Genomic DNA, 17,136 nt, shown 5'->3' on the forward strand with positions numbered 1-17,136 from the left:
TACCGCCATCCAACAAGTAGCCGACGAGCGGATGTGCGAACCTCGGAGCCCGCGACATGAGCGGCGCGTCGGATCTGGCGCAACCTCCTGGTTGCCGACTGAGTCCACCTGGTGAACGCGAGTGGTCACTTCGCAGCACCGCGGCGGGTCCCGCCTGCGCTTGCCGAGTTCCGTGTTGCACTGGTCGCGGCGCCTTCGGCCTTGCAGCTCGGACTGTACAAAAGCACGGTAAGGACGACCGATGGCGTTTCTAAGTGTGTAGAACAGGTCGTTCCAGCTGTTCGAGTTCATCTCGCGCAGCGACGAGACAGGATTCCCGGCAGGAAGTCAGCGCGTCCCCGACGACGCAGCCCAGAGTGTGGGCCCAAAGCACGTCATAGAGCACATCTGGAAAAGAGCGGCGATCTTGGGGTCTTCACCGGCGGACTCTTCACCTTTGTCGTGGTTCATGGAACCTCCCAGCGCAGGAGCTCCCAGTCTCCTCGGAGGAGAACCGAGAATAAGAGCATGGGATATCAGCTGCTGGGAGCCATCGCTGTCGAGCCTGCCCTCCGGAAGTTGGTGGGCACGGCGGAGGACGCATGCATCGTTCCGCTCGACCCCGACGCGGATGCCGGCGACCTCGCCTACCCTCTGCTGACCGTCATCCGCGGTACCGACGTCGTAGGCGCCTACGGCCACAGTCCCGCCCGCCTGACCTCGATGGCGGAGAGCGCGTTCGCATTGCTGCCTCGCCCGCGCCACCGCTGAGAAGGGCACGGCCGGCCTCGTTGCATTCGCCGCCGCCGAGCGCGAAGGACCGGCTCGGCGGACTACGACGTCCCCTTGAAGTAGCGGACCACGCCCCGCACCGCGAGCGGCGTCACGATCACTGCGAACAGCACCAGGACCGCCCAGCCGCCGAAGCCGCCCCGCCCGCCGTGGTCGTCCGCGGCGGGTTCGGCGTCGCGCCAGTTCTTCGAGCCGCCGTTGGCCAGGTCGTCGGCTTCCGCCGTCATGGTCGACGTGCCCAAGGTGGCGGACGGCCCGGCCGAGGCGGTGCCGGACATCGAGGGCCCGGCGGTCTTCTTGCCCGGCCCGGCGATGATCCCCGCCGTGACGAACGGGTTCTGCGGGCTCGACGCGCCCGCGCCGAGGTTGCCCTGGAACGTCGGGTTGGCGCGGTTGCCCGCGTTCAGCTGCTTCGCCGATCCGGGCCGTGTTGACCTGGCCGTCGCACGCGACGTACTCGAGGAACGCCGTGATGCTGTCGGTCTTGCCCTGGTCGCCGTAGCCGCCGCGGCTGTGCCTTGTCGGCGGCCTCCGCGCGCGACGGCGTGGCCGCCGACCGGCAACTGCCACCACACGGTCGGCTGCACCGGTGACCGCCTGAGGTCCGCGGTGGTGATGATCGTGGGGGCGTGCGTCGCCTCGAACGGACCGGGTACCGGACGAACCGGGTTCAGTCGCGGTGCCAGTGCCGGAAGGCGTCGAGCAGCTCGGTGCGGGTCTGCGGGGACAGTGTCTCCGGTGGCAGCTCGCCGAGCTGGGTGATGGTGGTGCGGAACTGGTCGAGGTAGTGTTCGCAGCCTTCGCAGCGGGCGAGGTGCTCGACGAACCGTTCTTCGGTCGCGGGGTCGAGGGCGCCGTCGAGGAAGGCGGTGACCAGTTCGACGAACTCGTCGCAGTTCATCCCGCCGCTCCCAGGTAACCGGCCAGGCGTTCGCGGACGGCCGCGCGGGCGCGGTGCAGCAGGACACGCTGGTTGGCCGCGGAGATCTGCAGCATCTCGCACACCTCCTCGGCCGTGTGGTCGGCGACGTCGCGCAGGCTGATCACCGCGCGCTGCCGGGCGGGCAGCTCGTCCAAGACGCCGGTGAGCACCTCGCGGACTTCCAGTGCCAGTGCGGTGTTCTCCGGCGAGGCCCACGGTTCGGGTGCTTCCCGCCAGTGTCCAGGGTAGGCGCCGTCGGGGCCCTGGAACCGGCTGGGGTCCACGGTCGGGCCGTGGTCCTCGTCGCCGGGCAGCAGGCTGGTCCACGGGACGCTGCGCTTCTCCTGCGCGCCGCGCTTCTTGGCGGTGTTGACCAGGATCCGGTACACCCAGGTCTTGAACGCCGCCCGCCCTTCGAAGGCCGCCAGTCCTTTCACGACCGCGAGCCAGGTGTCCTGGACGACTTCCTCGGCGGTGGCGTGCGTCGAGACGAAGGAGCGGGCCAGCCGCAGCATCGACGCCGACCAGGCGTCGAGCACCTCGGCGAACGCCGCGCCGTCACCGGCCCGCAGGGCCGCGACCAGCTCCTCGTCCGGCGGCAGCTTCGTCACCGGACGAGCGTAGCCGCGGCAGCCGGGGAAAAGGGTGACGGTCACCTTACGGCCGCCCGGTCCCGTGACCTCAGCAGCGACAGCGCGCCGGCGGGGAACAGCAGCACCGACAGCAGCCCCGCGCACACGAGCGCGGCGGCGGTCACCGGCGTCATCAGGCCGGTGAGGACCCCGATCTGCGTGGCCGTCACCAGGAACGGCAGCGACGTCGCCTGCAGCAGCCCGGCCGCGATCGCCCGCCGGACGCCGAACTGCCGTGCGAACAGCAGTGCCGGGATTCCGCGGGCGAGCAGCAGCGCGGCCAGGAACAGCGGGACGCGGGCGAGCGCGGCCGCGTCCGCGAGCAGCCCGGACAGGTCGAGCCGCAGGCCGCTGGTGACGAAGAAGACCGGGATCAGGAAGCCGTACCCGATCGCGTCCAGCTTGACCCGGAACCGCGGGTGCGACGCCGAGTCGCGGTCGAGCAGGCCGACGACCGCGCCCGCGAGGAACGCGCCGAGAATGCTTTCCAGCCCGAAACTTTCCGCCAGTGTGACGAATGCGACCAGCAGTACCACGGCCGCGCGGACCCGGATCTCGGCCGTGGTGTCCTGCAACCGCACCAGCGTCGCCCCGAGCCGGCGCGAGCGGCCGGCCAGCGCGACCACGACGGCCGTCACCACGACCAGGCCGGCGAACGCGACGAGCAGCACCAGCCGCGCACCCGTGCTGCCGCCGGACGCCGAGAACAGCAGTGACACCAGCAGGACCGCGGCGAAGTCGGCCACCGACGAAGCGGCGATGACCGTCTGCCCCAAACCGCCTTCGGCCTGGCCGGCGTCCTTGAGCACCGGCACGACCAGGCCGAGCGACGTCGCCGACAGGGCGACCGCCACCAGGAGCGGGCTGTGCACCCAGCCCGCGGCGGCGAACCCGGCCCCGGCGGCGAGCCCCAGTGCCAGCGTCAGCGCGTAACCCACCAGCGCCACCCGCAGCGCCGGTCCGCGCAGCCGGTGGACGTCGATCTCCAGCCCGGCCAGGAAGAGCAGGAAAGCGAGTCCGAGCAGGGCGACGATCTGCACGGGCAGGTCCGGGTGGATCCAGCCGAGCCCGGACGGCCCGAGCGCGATCCCGGCCACGATCTCCAGCACCACGGCAGGGATGCGCAGCTTCGGCACGAGCCCGAGCAGCAGCGGCGCGGGGAGGGCGATCGCCGCGACCGCGAACAGGTTGACGAAGCCGACGTCGGGCACGGCTTCAGCGGTACTCGGGGTTGGCGAAGTCGAACCGGCAGCCGGCGTCCCATTCGCTGCGCTGGTTGCCGTGCGCGGGGATGCCACCCGCGTCCTTCAGCATCCTCGCGAGGTGCATCAGGTTCCACGTCATGAACGTGGTGTTGCGGTTGGTGAAGTCGTTCTCCGGCCCCCCGGATCCCGGGTCCAGGTAGGACGGTCCGGGACCGGCCTCGCCGATCCAGCCCGCGTCCGCTTGCGGCGGGATGGTGTAGCCGAGGTGCTGGAGGCTGTAGAGGACGTTCATGGCGCAGTGCTTGACGCCGTCTTCGTTGCCGGTGATCAGGCAGCCGCCGACCCGGCCGTAGTAGGCGTACTGCCCGGCGTCGTTGAGCAGGTGCGAGCACGCGTAGAGCCGCTCGATGACCTGCTTCATGACGGAACTGTTGTCGCCCAGCCAGATCGGCCCGGCGAGTACCAGGATGTCGGCGGCCATCACCTTTTCGTAGATGGCCGGCCAGGCGTCGGTGGCCCAGCCGTGTTCGGTCATGTCCGGCCAGACGCCGGTGGCGATGTCGTGGTCGACGGCGCGCAGCACCTCGACCTGAACGCCGTTCTTTTCCATGATCCCGCGGCTGACGTCGATCAGTCCGTCGGTGTTGCTGGGGTCGGGGGAGCGCTTGAGGGTGCCGTTGATGAACAGGGCACGCAGGTCGTCGTAGCTCGGCATGGGGTCAGGCTCCTTCGGCGGCGAATCGGGTTTGCAGGGCGGTGAGGCCGGGCAGCAGGACGCCGTCGCGGACGGCCGCGGCGACCTTGTCTTCGTCGGCTTCGTCGCAGTCGTAGCGGGCGTGCCACTCGACGAGGCTGTGCTCGCCGGCCGGGAGCACCCGCATCCCGGACACGTAGCCGCGGATGGGCAGGCCGCCGTTGTCCTCGAACGCGTACCGGATGCTGCACGCGGTGTCGTCGAGCGCGAAGAGCCGCTCGCGGTGCCCGCCGGCGAACACCCGGACGGCACCCACCCGGTCGGCGGGGCCGTGTTCGACCGTCGCGGGCGGCAGCACCGGGTGCCAGGACCCGATCGCGGCGAAGTCGCGCAGCAATGTCCACACCCGGTCGGGCGAGGCGGTCAGCACGGCACTGGTCGTGAGTTCGGGCATGTCGGTCCCTTTCAGAGGAGTTCCGCGTCTTGCTCGACGCAGAGGAGGACGGGGCCTTCGGCGGCGAAGAGCGCCGCCATGGCTTCGTCGAGCTGGTCGCGCGTGGTGACGCTGATGCCTGTCGCGCCGCAAAGTTCGGCGTAGGCGGCCCAGTCCGGGTTGACCAGCGAGGTCTGCCACACCGGGTAGTCCCCGGCGAGCTGTTCCTTGCTGATCTTGCCGAGGGCGTTGTTGTTCAGCAGCACGTGCTTCACCGGGATGCCGTACTTGACGGCGGTGGTCAGCTCGGTGGCGTACTGCCCGAACCCGCCGTCGCCGGTGACCGCGACGATCGGCCGGTCCGGGGCGGCCGCCCACGCACCGAGCGCGGCCGGGTAGCCGAACCCGATCGAGCCGAGGTAGCCCGACATCAGCACCGGCTGGCCCTTCGACTCCAGGTAGCGGCCGAGTGAGTAGGCGTGGTTGCCGACGTCGACGGTGACCACGGCATCGGCGGGCAGATGACGCGAGAGCGCGTCGAACACCGCCGCCGCGGCCACCCCGCGGCCGCGGTCGTCCTGCGCCCGGCGAGCCTTCTCCGCGCGCCAGATCGCCCAGCGGGCGGCGACATCGGGCCGCTGGTCCTCGGCCTTCGGCTCGCCGAGCGCGGCCATGAGGGCGGTGAGGGTGAGTCCGGCGTCGCCGAGCAGCGACGTCGTCACCGCGTCGAACCGGCCGATCGCGCCCGGGTCGTCGTCGATCTGCAGGATCGCCTTGTAGGTGGCGATGCCGGTGTGGTTGCTGAAGGACGCGCCGACGGCGATCAGCAGGTCCGCCTCGTTCATCAGCCAGCTCGCCACCGGTGTGCCACTGCGGCCGAGCACGCCCGCGCCGAGCGGGTGCGTGTCGGGCACCAGGCCTTTCGCCTTGAACGTGGTGAGGACCGGGGCGTTGAGCGTCTCGGCCAGCAGGCGGAGCTCGGTTTCGGCGCCGCGGGCGCCGTGCCCGGCGATCAGCACCGGGCGCCGGGCGTCGCGCACCAGCGCCGCGGCGGCTTCGACGGCGCTGTCGCCGGGCAGCGTCCGGCGATCGGCAGCCCGGCCGTCCGGGGTGGCCGCGGGCGCGTCACTCGGCTGGACCTGGACTTCGTCCGGCAGCACGAGGTGCGCGACGCCGCGGCGGTCGGTGGCGTGCTTGACCGCCAACGCGGCCAGTTCCGCGTGATCGCTGCCGCCGTGCACGGTCGTGGTGGAGACGGCGACGTCGCGGAACACGGCGGACAGGTCGACGTCCTGGAACGCGCCCCGGCCCAAAACCTTCGACGGGACCTGCCCGGAGATCGCGAGCACCGGGGCACCGTCCAGCTTCGCGTCGTAGAGCCCGGTGAGCAGGTTCGTCGAGCCGGGGCCCGCGATCGCGAAACAGGCTGCCGGGCGGCCGGTGAGCTTGCCGTAGGCGCTCGCGGCGAACGCGGCGGCGCCTTCGTGCCGGATCCCGAGGTAGGTCAGTTCGCCGCGGTCCTCGGCCCGGCGCAACGCCTCGGCGAACCCGAGGTTGGAATGCCCGACCATGCCGAACACGTGCCGGACGCCCCACGCGACGAGCGTCTCGACCAGGACGTCGGCGACCGTCCGTGCGTGCGGCGCGAGCGCCGGAACCCGCACGTACACGCCATCGCCGCGCTGTTCGACCGGGTAGGTCGCGACGCCGTCGGAAAAGCCTTCCGGCGGCCGCCCGGAGATGGGGTCGTAGTCGTAGCCGTGCCACGGGCAGCGCAGCAGCCCCTTCTCGATCGAGCCCTCACCGAGCGGCCCGCCCTGGTGCGGGCAGCGGTTCTCCAGCGCGCCGAGCCGGGCGCCACACCGCGAGAGCGCGACGGTGTGCCCACCGACGGTGACGCTGCGGACCCGGCCGTCGTCCGGCACGTCCGCCGGATCGATGCGGTGCCAGCCGTTCTCGGCCATGTAACGCCTCCTGGTTTCGCCGACACTGCGGTGACGGCAGACTCAGTGCCCCGGAAGGGGCCAGGCGTTACACGAGGAGCGCAAGATGACCGAAACCGAGCCGGTGACCACCCGGCGATCCCTGCACGGCGTGGCCGAGCTGCTGCTCGCCGGGCCGCAGCACCGCGCCACCGGCCGGATCGACCTGCGCGTGGTGGACGGCGGGTTCGCCACGGCCGCGGGGCCGGATCTGCGCGTCGAAGGGGACCAACTCCTCACGACTTCCGGCCGCTTCGCGTTGAACGGCCGGTCGTACGACGAAGTGGCTGCGGCCGCCGGTCTCGAGGCAGGGGAGCCGGCCGGGGTCTACGGGGGTGGCCCGGCCGTGCGTACCGATGAGGTGATCGCCCTCGATGCCGGTGCGGTCAAGACGTTGTTGACCGCGTTCGCCGAAGGGGAGCGCGCCCTGCGGGAATTCGCGCCGGGGAGCGAGCCGATCCTGTGGCCGGAACACTTCGACGTCGCGATTTCGCTCGATGAGGTGAACTACGGCGTCTCGCCGGGCGATGGGTTCCTGGCGGAGCCGTACGCCTATGTCGGCCCGTTCGAGCGCCGCGAAGGTGAGTTCTGGAACGCACCGTTCGGCGCGGCCCGGACGATGACCGAACTCGGGAGCGCCGCGGCGGTCGTCCGGTTCTTCCGCACCGGGCGCGATCTGGCCTCCGGTCTCCACGTGGAAATCCATTCCGGACCCCGCGAGGTGCTGCGGCCGTTGTTCGAGCTGGCCGAGGACTCCCCGGTCCAGCTCGACTCCTACCTCGGCGATGGCCGCGTCCTCGTCGCGGTCCGGGGAGACACCGTCATCGGCCATTTGCAGCTGGTGGAGACCGGAAAGCCGGGCGAACGCGAAATCAAGAACATGGCGGTACGGGAGGACCACCAGGGACAAGGCGTGGGTGGCGCGCTGGTGAATGCGGCCGTCGAGCTGGTCACCGGTGAGCGGGGGACGCAGCTGGTCGTCGCCACGGCCGCCGCCGACATCGGCAACCTGCGCTTCTACCAGCGGCAGGGGTTCCGGATGAGGTCGATCGAACGGGACGCCTTCACCCCGGCCACCGGGTACCCGGCGGAAATCCGGATCGACGGCATCGAGCTGCGCGACCGCGTCTGGCTCGACCGCTCATTGCTTCCGGCACCGTAAGCGATTGTTAAGCACCTGCCCGGCCGGCCGTCGCTAGGCTCGGCCGGTGCCGGGTTCACGAGGGTTCCGCGCCGCGCTGTTCGCGGTGCCAGGGCTGCTGCTGGCGGGGTTCGGTGCCGCTCATCCGGGGGTGCTGGACGCGGCCACGGCGCAGCGGTGGGCTGTGTTGCACATGGTTCTGCTGCCGGTGTTCCCGTTGCCGGCCGTGGCGCAGTGGCTTCTGCTGGCGCCGGCATCGCCGTGGCTGCGCTGGCCGGGCCGGGTGGCGGCGTTCGGTTTCGCGGCGTTCTACGGCGGGCTGGACGCGGTCGCCGGGATCGCCGCCGGTACCGTGGCGGACGTCCAGCACGGCGTCACTCCGGTGGTCGGCTCCCTCTTCGAGGCCGGCGATCTCCTCGGCCACATCGGCGCCGGGTGCTTCCTCGCCGCGTCCGTCCTGATCGTCCTCGCGGCGATCGCGCGAGCGGGCCGGCGAGCGCTGCCCGGCGGCGCGTTCCTCCTGGCCGCAAGTGTGTCCTTTCTGGACAGTCACATCTTCTGGCCGCGCGGGGTGCTCACCATGGTCGGTGTGGCCGTCGGGATGTCGCTGCTGGACTACGTCAGTTCGGCTGCGACCGCCCGGGTGACCGTGGACGTCATCAGCGAAGGCTGACCGGGCCGGCGTCGATCGGGGTGCGGAAGAGGAAGTACGGGTACCGGCGTTCGTCCCTGCCGCCGCGGTACTTGTCCTGGCGGTGCAACTGGTTCGCGGTGACGTACAAATAGCCGTCGGCGACGGACATCGTGTCGGCCACAGCAGCCGCGGGTCGTGGACGACGGTTTCCCAGCGCCCGTCGGGGTGGCGGCGGTGGATGGCGTTGTGTTCGCCGTCGGTGACGTAGAGGCGACCCTGGTCGTCGGTTTCCATGCCGTCGCCGGCGCCGCCCTTGTCGCCTTCGTCGATGAGCGTCGCGGCCACCGCGTCGTCGTCGAGGTCGCGGTCGATCAGGGCGTCGGTGGACACGCTCCACCAGCGCCGCGAGGCGAGGCAACAGTAGTACAGCCGTGCGCCGTCGGCGCCGATGGCGATCCCGTCGGCGCCCATCTTGACCGGGCTGGTCGAGCCGTCTTCGGAGAGTTCGACGAAGTCGCGGCCTTCCACGACCATGCGCAGGTCGGGCGGTTCCTCGGCCTTGGTGCTGGGGTGATCGTGCAGCCGCCGCCAGGATTCGCCGGTGTCCAGGTCGACGACGATGATCCCGTTGGGGCCCTGGTCGGAGGAGTCGGTGATGAAGGCGACCCCGCGGCCGAGGTCGAAGCGCACGTCGTTGAGATACGTCGTGGGCAGGGCCACGTCCTCGGGGAAGAGAACGGTCGTGGTGACTTCGTCGCGGTCGAGGTCGACGCAGACGAGCTTGGGTCCGCCGTAGGCGGTGGGCTCGAACTGCGGGCTTCCGGTGTCGAGGATCCACAGTCGGTCGCTCGCGTCGACGACGATGCTCTGCACCGACACCAGGGCGTCCGGGTCGGTCCGGCACTTGCTGTCGTTGACGGCTTGGCTGGGGTAGGGCACGAGGCCGCCGTCGCGGAGTTCGGCGACGGTGAAGCGGACGTCGTCTCCCCACTTCGGGAAGTTGACGAACACCCGGCCCCGGTGGGACACGCCGACCCCGGTCGGCATCGGCCCGGTGAATTCGTGTACCACCTCGAGTTCGCCCATTGCCTGGTCGGTCTCGGCCATGGTGATCACGCCGTCCCGACGAGGTGGTCACGCAGCTGACGGCAGCTGTCTTCGCACTTGCGGCAGGCCTCGGCGCACAAGGCGCAGTGCCGGTGGTGGCCGGCGTGCTGTTCGCATTCTTCGGCGCAGGCGCGGCAGGCTTCGGCGCACGCCTGCAGGAGCGCGTCGAGGACCGCGGTCGTGCCGGCACGGCGGGACAACACCCGGGCGGTGGTGCCGCAGAGGTCGGCGCAGTCGAGGTCGGTGCGGATGCAGTGGGCCAGGCCGGCGACCGACGGCTCGGACAGGCAGGCGTCGGCGCAGACGGTGCAGGCGCGGGCGCAGGCCAGGCAGTCGTCGATGCAGGTGGCGATCGCGGCCGGGTCGATTCCGCCGAGCTGGTCGGGGTGGCTTTCGAGCAGGGGCAGTGTCATGAGTCGTCCTCCGTCATGGCGGCGTAGGTGGTGGCGGCGGTCAGGCCGTGGGCCAGGTGGGGAAATCAGATCGCTGAGCCAGTTCGACTGGCTCCACTCGCGGGGATCCGAGACGCCCGTCGACGCCATCGGCAGGCTGGACGCAGCGACTGCGGCGGCCGGACGCGATTTCTGGGAAAACCTGCTCGACTTCGCTCGGGTCGGTGGCGATGACGGAGATCAGGTCGGTCGAGGCCATCACGGCTCCGTTCGATTCGGGAACCGTGACGGCGTACCCGGCCGGCGCTGCGTCAATCGCTTCTGCCCCGAAGGCGTACCGGCCCTCGAGCCGGGTACGCGGATGGCTTCCGGTCCCGGCGGGTGCCGATTGCCAAGGACAGCCCGGTGATCTCGCTGACCGTCGTCGCGGCAATGAGGATGGCGCCGAAGCGCGCGGCGACGGTGGCCGTGACCGGGGCGAGCCGTAGTGGTCGGTCAGTCGGCCGAGGACCGGCACGACGAACGATCCGGCCAGGTAGGCGGCCGGGACGGCGGAGCGGAGAATGGCGAGGTCGCGGAGAGCGGGTCGACGAACACCGATTCGGCCACGGTCTGGCCGGGTGCGGTCAGCGGGACCGGCGCCACCATCGCCAGCTCCCACCACCGCGACCACACCGCCCAGGCCGGCGCTGCGCGCCTACCTGCGCTGGCGCGACACCAGTGCCCACCACCCCGACGTCCTGGCAGCCGTGAACCGTCATCCGGTGCTGGTCGCTTGGGCGGGGCAGTCTGTCGCGGTCGAGGACGCGGTGGACGTCGTAGAGCCGGGGTTCGGTCGCCGGCTTGACGGGCCGGTCGGTCAGCGCTTCGGCTCGTTCGTTCTACGCTCGGCCGGCGGCGGTGAGCCGGCCGTTGGCACCTGCGCGACCATGAATGTCTGTACGTGGTCGAGGGTTGCCTCTAGGGCGTCTTTCAGCGGGGTGATGTCGCGGGCGACCTGGGCGAGGAGCATGCCGCCCTGGAAGGCGGAGAGCAGGAGATGGGCCAGCCGGGTGGGATCCGCCTCGGCGGTGAGGCGGCCGAGCCGCTGCATCCGTTCGAGCCCGTCTCGGAAGACGTCTCTCCACTGCCGGAACGCGTCCGCGAGTTCCGCGTGAACGTCCAGGTCGGTCTTGATGATCTCACTGGCGAGTGAGCCGAGGCTGCAGCCTGCCTGGTAGGAGCGCTCGTAAGCGATGTAGTGGTCGGCCCATTCCCGCAGCGAGTCGAGGCTGTCGAAGTGGGTGAACCGCTCGCTGCGGTGGAAGGTGAGGACGCGTTCGGCCTGCCACTCGATGACCGCGAGGACGAGGCTTTCCTTGGTCGGGAAGTAGTGGTTGAGCTGGGAGCCGCTGACGCCGGCGGCGTGACGGAGCTGCTCGTTGTTCGTCGCGTGGACGCCGTGGGTGTAGATGAGCTCCGCGGCGTGCTCGAGGATGCGGGCTCGGGTCGCCTGTCCCTTGCTCGTGAGCTTCTGCGGCACGCGCGCTTGCGTCGTGGCTGCCATGCCGCACACCATATCGCAGATTGGGCTTGACAGCCCATTCCGGCAAGAGTTCACTTCCGTTAGTGGGCTGTCAAGCCCAAAAATGACCCCCAGACATGCGGAGGCATCCATGAAGGCAATAGTCGCGACGGATCAGGCCGCGGAGGCAGCAGGAATCACGCTGGTGGAGCGGCCTGAGCCGACGCCGGCGATCAACGACGTCGTCGTCGAAGTCCACGCGTCGGGCTTCGTCCCCGCGGAGTGGGAGTGGCCCTCGACCTGGGTCGATCGCTCCGGTCACGACCGAGCCCAGCCGATCATCGGCCACGAGTTCGCCGGAGTGGTTTCCTCCCTCGGCTACGGCACGACGGGACTCTCGCTGGGGCAGCGGGTGTTCGGGATCACCGACTGGCACCGGGACGGAACCCTGGCCGAGTACACAGCCGTGGAGGCACGCAACCTTGCGCCGCTGCCGGGGAACGTGGACTTCACGGTGGGGGCGAGCCTGCCGATCTCCGGTCTGACCGCGTGGCAGGGCCTGTTCCAGCACGGTCGTCTGCGGGCGGGGCAGAGCGTCCTCGCGCATGGTGCAGCGGGCGCGGTCGGGTCGGTGGTGGCGCAGCTCGCCCGGGAGTTCGGCGCCTACGTCATCGGTACCGGGCGGGCGGCGGACCGTCAGGCGGCGCTCGACTTGGGCGCGAACGAGTTCGTCGACCTCGACCACGACGATCTCGACAGTATCGGCGGGGTCGACCTGGTTTTCGATGTCATCGGCGGTGACGTCCAACGGCGCTCGGCGGGTCTCGTCAGGCCGGGCGGGACGCTGGTGTCGGTGGTCGGGCCGGTCGAGGCGCGCCCGGTTGATGGCCTCGCGATCGACTTCGTCGTCGAGTCGGTTCCGGGCCAGCTGACAGAGATCGTCGACCGGGTGCGGGACGGGCGTCTTCGCTCGCACATCGGCACCGTCGTGACCCTCGACGACGCCGTCCCCGCGCTGAACCCGACCGAGCGGCGCAAGGGCAAGACCGTCATTCGCGTGCGTTCCTGACCGGCTCCGGAGCAGGCCAACCGCTCCGCCATTCCTCCGACCGGACTACCCGTGACGGCGCCGTGTCGGCCGGAATCGCCGCGGCGGTGAGTCGATCGGCCCAACCTGGCCGGCGCGCATGCTGCCCGGTCTTGTCCGCGGCCGCCTGGCCTACAGAGACGGATACTGCCCGTTGAATACTGCGCACCCGCTGGTCGGCGGCGATCAGCGCCGGTCGTTCGGCCACCATCGTTAGCCTTGCTCCTGCGCCACCGCGCCGGGTCTGTAGCGGTATCCGTACACGAGCTCGTCGGTGTGGAACTCCGCGTTCTACGCGCTCCGGATGGTCGACGCGGCATCAGGAGCACGCCCGCCGAGTTCGTGCAGGCGCTTGACCGAGCCGCCGATGTCGTCGGTGGCGAAGTAGACCCTAGGGTGGGTGAAACCGGCTTCGGTGGCCGTGATGGCACCGGCGGGGCCGTTGTCGATGACGTGGTAGTCGCCGCCGGATTCGCTGGTGCCCAGCCGAACAGGCCGCCGTAGAAGGTGCGGGCTTTGGCGGTGTCGGCGGCGGGAATCTCGATCCAGCTGACCTGTCCGGGCATGACCGATCCTTTCGGTGCTGAACAGTTACTCACCGGAGGACGAAGAATCGAGGCCGGCGGATCAGGTCTCGATCGCCCGCCGGCCGGCATCGTAGCTGCGCAGCGCCGCTCCGACGGCCGCGGCTGCCGTCACCTCGAAGATCGGCGACAAGCTCCCGTCCGACGTCCTGCCCGGTATGGAGCGCACCTTCGGCATCGTCGTGCCGCTGCCGGCCAAGCCCGCCGAAGTCACCATCGAGGTCGCCTACGACCGGGCCACCCCGATCTACTGGACCGGAACCGCCTGACCTCAGTGCTCCGCGGCGGGTTCGGCCCGTCGCGGAGCGCCGGCCAGGTGGGCGAGGTAGCGGTCCCGGGCGACGAGGCTGACCGCGAGGTGGTCGGCGAGCGGGTCGAAGTAGGCGGTGCGGTATTTGGCGTCGGTCACCGTGGACGCGGCGAAGTAGAGGCCGGAGAACGCGGCGATGAACAGGGAGACGTGCAGCAGCTCCTGGGGGACGGGCAGCTGGATGCCGAAGAGGGTGCCGGTGGTGGGGTCGCGGCCGATCCAGGCCTTGATCACCGACTGCTGGATCGCGATGATGCCGAAGATCACGAAGAAGACGAACATCACGGTGGCGAGCACGAGGGTCTGCAGCACCTGGGTGAGGACCAGGACGAGGATCATGTTCGCCCGCTCCAGCTTCGTGAGCGGAACCCGTTCGGCAGGGACGCCGTCCGCTAGCAACGCCGCCAGCGGGGTTTCGCGCAGCTTGTCGAGGCCGACCGGGGCGGTGCGCGACTGGGTCAGACCGGTGACTTCGTCCTTGAGCATGCCGGACAGGAAAACCACGGCGACCGCGGCGAAGAGCCCGGCCACCAACCACATCCGCGCCCGCGGCAGGGCGGCGCCGACCTGCCAGATTTCGGTCGTGAAGAAGCCGAAGACGGTGAACAGCAACAGCAGGGGGAGCACCCGGGTGGTCAGCTCGCCCAGCAGCCGGAGCTGGCGGAACGCGGCCCGCAGCGCCCAGCCGACGATCGAGCCGACCCCGGCGAACGCGGCCGCGAACAGCCCGGCGAAGATCGCCAGCTGGGTCACCAGTCCGAACGGGACGGAACTGCCTTCGGCAATCCAGCCGGCGATCGGCACGACGAGCACGAAGACGCCCGCCATGGCCGCTGCGGGTACGGCCCCGCCGTGTTCGACCAGCTTGCGCCGGACCCAGCGCGCGGTGGGCCAGGAGCCGAGGGCCGGGACGACGACCAGGCCCGGCAGGAGGCCCCCGTACCCGAGCGCGAAGAGGTCGCTCTCCAGCAGCCGGTCGAAGTCCGCGTCCGTTTGGCCGTCCACTGCGGACAGCACCGCGGTCAGCAGCTGCCAGGCCCCGATGAACACGACCGCCGGGTCAGTCCGGACCAGGAGGCGGGCGGGACGGCCCCGGACGACAGCGGGCAGCCCGCGTCGCCGGAACCACTGCTCGACGGCTTCGATCCGGTGCTCGTCGGTAATCCTCACCTCTCCGTTCAGCGCGGCCGGATGTTAGCGCGCACTGGGGCCTGAGCCGGAAACCGGGCCGGACGGCTACCGGCTGGGGTTCGTGCGTGGCAGGCGGAGTTCGAGCCGGAACCCGCCGTCGGCGGTGTGTGCGGCTTTGACGGTGCCGCCCAGCAGTGCGGCGCGTTCCTGGATGCCGACGAGTCCGTGGTGGGCGCTGGGGAGGGCGAGGGTCGGGCGGGTCGGCGGGGTATTGGTGACGGTGACGGCGAGGTCGGTGTCGTCGTGCGCGAAGGCAATGGTGGCGGTGCTGCCGGGGGCGTGCTTGCGGACGTTGGTGAGCGCTTCCTGGATGGTGCGGTAGATGGTGCGCTGGACGGCGGTGTCGATGCCCTCGGGCGCGGCGCCCGTGACGCGGGTTTCGATGCCGCTGCCGGTGACCAGGCGGTCCAGATCGGACAGGGTCGGCTGCGGGGTGAGCCCGGTGGTCTGGCTGCCGGACGCGCGGAGGAGGTTGACCATGTGCCGGAGTTCGTCGAGCGTGTCGACGGACAGTTTGCGGATGTTCCCGGCCGCGGCCTTCGCGTCCGGGTCGGTGGTCGAGACGCCGATGGCGCCGGCCTGGACGGCGATCAGGCTGACCTGGTGGGAGACGACGTCGTGCATTTCGCGGGCGAGCTGGTTGCGTTCCCTGGCCAGGGCGGCCTGGGCGTCGAGAAGCCGTTCGTGTTCGCGGGCGGCACGGATGTCTTCCAGCCGCAGGGCGAGTTCCCCTTGGGCGTGGGCGAGCCTGCCGAAGAAGATCGGCGCGGCCGCGGTCATCGTCGCGTAGATGATCGTGAGCAGCAGATCGCTGCGCGGGTACTGGTACTCCAGGCCGGGGAAGAGGTAGCCGACCGCGGCGACCACTCCGAAGCCGGCGAGCAGGTACCGGTTCGAATACCGCACTGCGATGGCGTAGAGGGCGATGAGCGTCGCGATCACCGAGCCGACGAGCGCGAGCGCGGGCAAAGTGAGCAGGAAGACGGCGACCGGCCACCGGCGCCGGACCAGCAGCGCGCCGACGGCCAGCATGACGGTGCCGATGGTCAGCGGCCCGATGGGCTGGTTGAATCCGGCCTCGACGGCGGCGAGGGCGAGCAGCGCGGATTCGGCGAGCAGGGCTTGCGTCCGGTTCACGACGGCCGGTTCTCGAGCAGGCCCGCACGCTGTGCGACGAGCGCGGCCTGCACGCGGCTGCCGACGCCGAGCTTGGTGAGGATGGCGGAGACGTGGTCCTTGACGGTGCCGACGCTGACGTGGATCCGCTTGGCGATGTCGGCATTGGACAGTCCGTCGGCGATGAGGACGAGCACGGCGCGTTCGCGTTCGGACAGCTGGTCGACCTGGGCCGCGGCGGCCGAGCCGGCGCCGGAGTCGAGGTAGCCGTCGACGACCGTGCGGGTGACCTTCGGCGAGAGGACGACGCCGCCGGCGGCCAGGGTGCGGACGAGCTGGGCGAGCTGCTCCGGTGCGGTGTCCTTGAGGATGAACCCGGCCGCGCCGGAGCGCAGGGCGGTGGCGATGTATTCGTCGGAGTCGAAGGTGGTGAGCATCGCGACGACGGGCGGGTTGGTCAGGCCGCGCAGCTGGCGCAGGACGGTGAGGCCGTCGACGTCGGGCATCCGGATGTCGAGCAGGACGACGTCGGGGCGGTGCAGGCTCACTTCCTTGACCGCCTGTCCGCCGGTGACGGTCGCCACGACTTCGATGTCGCCCGCCGCCTGGAGGATGAGGCGGAATCCCGAGCGCACCAGCTCTTCGTCGTCCACGACGATCACTCGAACCATGCGATCAGTCTCGCCCCGACGGGCCTCCGCCTGCCATCCGGTGGCCGGCGGCACGCGTCGGCCGATCGGCTGGAGATCGGCAGCCGGTCGACGGGCGGTTCGGGCCGGGTCACCGGTGTCGGTGAGGTGTGCCGGACGCTGAAGATGGCGTCCGACGAAGGGAGTTCCCATGGAGAACCAGGACCGCGAGCTGATCCTCGGGCTGGCGAACCGGCTGCGGCAGGCCCAGCCGGTGCAGAAGGACCCGGAGGCCGCCCAGCTGATCACGCAGTACGTCGGTGCCCAGCCGGACGCGGTGTATCTGCTTGTGCAGGCCGTGCTGGTGCAGGAGGACGCGCTGCGCACCGCCCAGGCTCGGATCGCCGAGCTGCAGGTCGCCCCGCCGGCCCCGGCTTTCGGGGCTGCCCCGGCACCGGCCTTCGGCGCGGCGCCGGCTGCCGCGCCGCAGCCCGCGCAGCCGCAGGGTGGTGGGTTCATGTCTCGTATGTTCGGCCAGAACCGGGACCAGGCGGCCCCGGCGGCCGCGCCGCAGGGCGGGTCCGGTGGTGGCTTCCTGAAGACGGCGGCGGCCGCGGCTGCGGGTGTGGCCGGTGGCGCGTTGCTGTTCCAGGGCCTGAGCGGGGCGTTCGGCGGCCACGAGGCCTCGGCGGGCGAGCACCACGGCGGAGGCCACGGCGATGGGGGCCACGGCGGCTGGGACGACCAGGGCGGCTGGGACGACGGCGAGCAGTGGTGAGCCGGACGCTGCGACGACCTTCGC

Annotated in this window: 18 protein-coding genes; 4 read left to right on the top strand and 14 right to left on the bottom strand. The window is 70.8% G+C overall.

What is annotated here, in order from left to right; genetic code table 11:
• Positions 1-507: 507 nt before the first annotated feature.
• Positions 508-750, top strand: a complete 243-nt coding sequence (locus ACWED2_RS09545) for a hypothetical protein (RefSeq protein ID WP_449689998.1) — start codon at positions 508-510, stop codon at positions 748-750.
• Between the two features lie 62 nt (positions 751-812).
• Here ACWED2_RS09545 and ACWED2_RS09550 read toward each other — a convergent pair whose 3' ends face one another.
• The 7 genes from ACWED2_RS09550 to ACWED2_RS09580 form a co-directional block, all read right to left on the bottom strand.
• The gene (locus ACWED2_RS09550) at positions 813-1,358 is read right to left on the bottom strand and encodes a hypothetical protein (protein ID WP_449689999.1); all 546 of its coding nucleotides are present in this window, start codon (positions 1,356-1,358) and stop codon (positions 813-815) included.
• Between the two features lie 83 nt (positions 1,359-1,441).
• On the bottom strand, positions 1,442-1,672 hold the full coding sequence (locus ACWED2_RS09555; protein WP_449690000.1) for an anti-sigma factor family protein: 231 nt from the start codon (positions 1,670-1,672) through the stop codon (positions 1,442-1,444).
• Positions 1,669-2,304 carry an RNA polymerase sigma factor gene (locus ACWED2_RS09560; RefSeq protein ID WP_449690001.1) on the bottom strand — a complete coding sequence of 212 codons (636 nt, stop codon included), beginning with the start codon at positions 2,302-2,304 and terminating at the stop codon, positions 1,669-1,671. The genes ACWED2_RS09555 and ACWED2_RS09560 overlap by 4 nt, the downstream gene beginning before the upstream one ends.
• Before the next feature lie 41 nt (positions 2,305-2,345).
• On the bottom strand, positions 2,346-3,536 hold the full coding sequence (locus tag ACWED2_RS09565; RefSeq protein WP_449690002.1) for a cation:proton antiporter: 1,191 nt from the start codon (positions 3,534-3,536) through the stop codon (positions 2,346-2,348).
• Between the two features lie 4 nt (positions 3,537-3,540).
• Complete coding sequence (locus ACWED2_RS09570) at positions 3,541-4,245, bottom strand: flavodoxin family protein (protein WP_449690003.1); 705 nt, start codon at positions 4,243-4,245, stop codon at positions 3,541-3,543.
• Positions 4,246-4,249: 4 nt separating this feature from the next.
• The gene (locus ACWED2_RS09575) at positions 4,250-4,678 is read right to left on the bottom strand and encodes an SRPBCC family protein (RefSeq protein WP_449690004.1); all 429 of its coding nucleotides are present in this window, start codon (positions 4,676-4,678) and stop codon (positions 4,250-4,252) included.
• An 11-nt stretch (positions 4,679-4,689) separates the two neighbouring features.
• Complete coding sequence (locus ACWED2_RS09580; RefSeq protein WP_449690005.1) at positions 4,690-6,621, bottom strand: thiamine pyrophosphate-binding protein; 1,932 nt, start codon at positions 6,619-6,621, stop codon at positions 4,690-4,692.
• Between the two features lie 85 nt (positions 6,622-6,706).
• Between ACWED2_RS09580 and ACWED2_RS09585 the strand changes: the two genes are divergently transcribed.
• A complete protein-coding gene (locus ACWED2_RS09585) occupies positions 6,707-7,801 on the top strand; it encodes a GNAT family N-acetyltransferase (protein WP_449690006.1) in 1,095 nt (364 codons plus the stop codon).
• A gap of 55 nt (positions 7,802-7,856) precedes the next feature.
• On the opposite strand, the gene ACWED2_RS09590 is transcribed toward ACWED2_RS09585, so the two are convergent.
• The 4 genes from ACWED2_RS09590 to ACWED2_RS09605 all read right to left on the bottom strand — a co-directional run bounded on the left by ACWED2_RS09590 (position 7,857) and on the right by ACWED2_RS09605 (position 11,459).
• Entirely contained in the window at positions 7,857-9,287 is a 1,431-nt protein-coding gene (locus ACWED2_RS09590; protein ID WP_449690007.1) for an L-dopachrome tautomerase-related protein, read from the bottom strand.
• Positions 9,288-9,526: 239 nt separating this feature from the next.
• Positions 9,527-9,934, bottom strand: a complete 408-nt coding sequence (locus ACWED2_RS09595) for a four-helix bundle copper-binding protein (protein ID WP_449690008.1) — start codon at positions 9,932-9,934, stop codon at positions 9,527-9,529.
• A 40-nt stretch (positions 9,935-9,974) separates the two neighbouring features.
• On the bottom strand, positions 9,975-10,172 hold the full coding sequence (locus tag ACWED2_RS09600; protein ID WP_449690009.1) for a hypothetical protein: 198 nt from the start codon (positions 10,170-10,172) through the stop codon (positions 9,975-9,977).
• A gap of 600 nt (positions 10,173-10,772) precedes the next feature.
• The gene (locus ACWED2_RS09605; protein ID WP_449690010.1) at positions 10,773-11,459 is read right to left on the bottom strand and encodes a TetR/AcrR family transcriptional regulator; all 687 of its coding nucleotides are present in this window, start codon (positions 11,457-11,459) and stop codon (positions 10,773-10,775) included.
• Between the two features lie 109 nt (positions 11,460-11,568).
• Here ACWED2_RS09605 and ACWED2_RS09610 point away from each other — a divergent pair, with 109 nt between their 5' ends.
• Positions 11,569-12,486, top strand: a complete 918-nt coding sequence (locus ACWED2_RS09610) for an NADP-dependent oxidoreductase (RefSeq protein ID WP_449690131.1) — start codon at positions 11,569-11,571, stop codon at positions 12,484-12,486.
• An 873-nt stretch (positions 12,487-13,359) separates the two neighbouring features.
• Here ACWED2_RS09610 and ACWED2_RS09615 read toward each other — a convergent pair.
• The 3 genes from ACWED2_RS09615 to ACWED2_RS09625 form a co-directional block, all read right to left on the bottom strand.
• Positions 13,360-14,568, bottom strand: coding sequence for a hypothetical protein (locus ACWED2_RS09615; protein WP_449690011.1), 1,209 nt, complete (start codon positions 14,566-14,568; stop codon positions 13,360-13,362).
• A gap of 66 nt (positions 14,569-14,634) precedes the next feature.
• Positions 14,635-15,726 carry a sensor histidine kinase gene (locus ACWED2_RS09620; RefSeq protein WP_449690012.1) on the bottom strand — a complete coding sequence of 364 codons (1,092 nt, stop codon included), beginning with the start codon at positions 15,724-15,726 and terminating at the stop codon, positions 14,635-14,637.
• Positions 15,723-16,376 carry a response regulator gene (locus tag ACWED2_RS09625; RefSeq protein WP_449690013.1) on the bottom strand — a complete coding sequence of 218 codons (654 nt, stop codon included), beginning with the start codon at positions 16,374-16,376 and terminating at the stop codon, positions 15,723-15,725. The genes ACWED2_RS09620 and ACWED2_RS09625 overlap by 4 nt, the downstream gene beginning before the upstream one ends.
• Positions 16,377-16,545: 169 nt before the next feature.
• Here ACWED2_RS09625 and ACWED2_RS09630 point away from each other — a divergent pair, with 169 nt between their 5' ends.
• Positions 16,546-17,112: a DUF2076 domain-containing protein gene (locus ACWED2_RS09630; RefSeq protein WP_449690014.1), complete on the top strand. Its 567-nt coding sequence runs from the start codon at positions 16,546-16,548 to the stop codon at positions 17,110-17,112.
• Positions 17,113-17,136: the final 24 nt, after the last annotated feature.

This window comes from Amycolatopsis sp. NPDC005003 (assembly GCF_053600695.1).

Excerpts from the sequence above, each read along its gene's own strand:
- ACWED2_RS09555 (WP_449690000.1), bottom strand. The coding sequence starts at position 1,672 with ATGAACTGCGACGAGTTCGTCGAACTGGTCACCGCCTTCCTCGACGGC.
- ACWED2_RS09545 (WP_449689998.1), top strand. The coding sequence starts at position 508 with ATGGGATATCAGCTGCTGGGAGCCATCGCTGTCGAGCCTGCCCTCCGG.
- ACWED2_RS09610 (WP_449690131.1), top strand. The coding sequence starts at position 11,569 with ATGAAGGCAATAGTCGCGACGGATCAGGCCGCGGAGGCAGCAGGAATC.
- ACWED2_RS09625 (WP_449690013.1), bottom strand. The coding sequence starts at position 16,376 with ATGGTTCGAGTGATCGTCGTGGACGACGAAGAGCTGGTGCGCTCGGGA.
- ACWED2_RS09605 (WP_449690010.1), bottom strand. The coding sequence starts at position 11,459 with ATGGCAGCCACGACGCAAGCGCGCGTGCCGCAGAAGCTCACGAGCAAG.
- ACWED2_RS09575 (WP_449690004.1), bottom strand. The coding sequence starts at position 4,678 with ATGCCCGAACTCACGACCAGTGCCGTGCTGACCGCCTCGCCCGACCGG.
- ACWED2_RS09595 (WP_449690008.1), bottom strand. The coding sequence starts at position 9,934 with ATGACACTGCCCCTGCTCGAAAGCCACCCCGACCAGCTCGGCGGAATC.
- ACWED2_RS09630 (WP_449690014.1), top strand. The coding sequence starts at position 16,546 with ATGGAGAACCAGGACCGCGAGCTGATCCTCGGGCTGGCGAACCGGCTG.
- ACWED2_RS09570 (WP_449690003.1), bottom strand. The coding sequence starts at position 4,245 with ATGCCGAGCTACGACGACCTGCGTGCCCTGTTCATCAACGGCACCCTC.
- ACWED2_RS09585 (WP_449690006.1), top strand. The coding sequence starts at position 6,707 with ATGACCGAAACCGAGCCGGTGACCACCCGGCGATCCCTGCACGGCGTG.
- ACWED2_RS09600 (WP_449690009.1), bottom strand. The coding sequence starts at position 10,172 with ATGGCCTCGACCGACCTGATCTCCGTCATCGCCACCGACCCGAGCGAA.
- ACWED2_RS09580 (WP_449690005.1), bottom strand. The coding sequence starts at position 6,621 with ATGGCCGAGAACGGCTGGCACCGCATCGATCCGGCGGACGTGCCGGAC.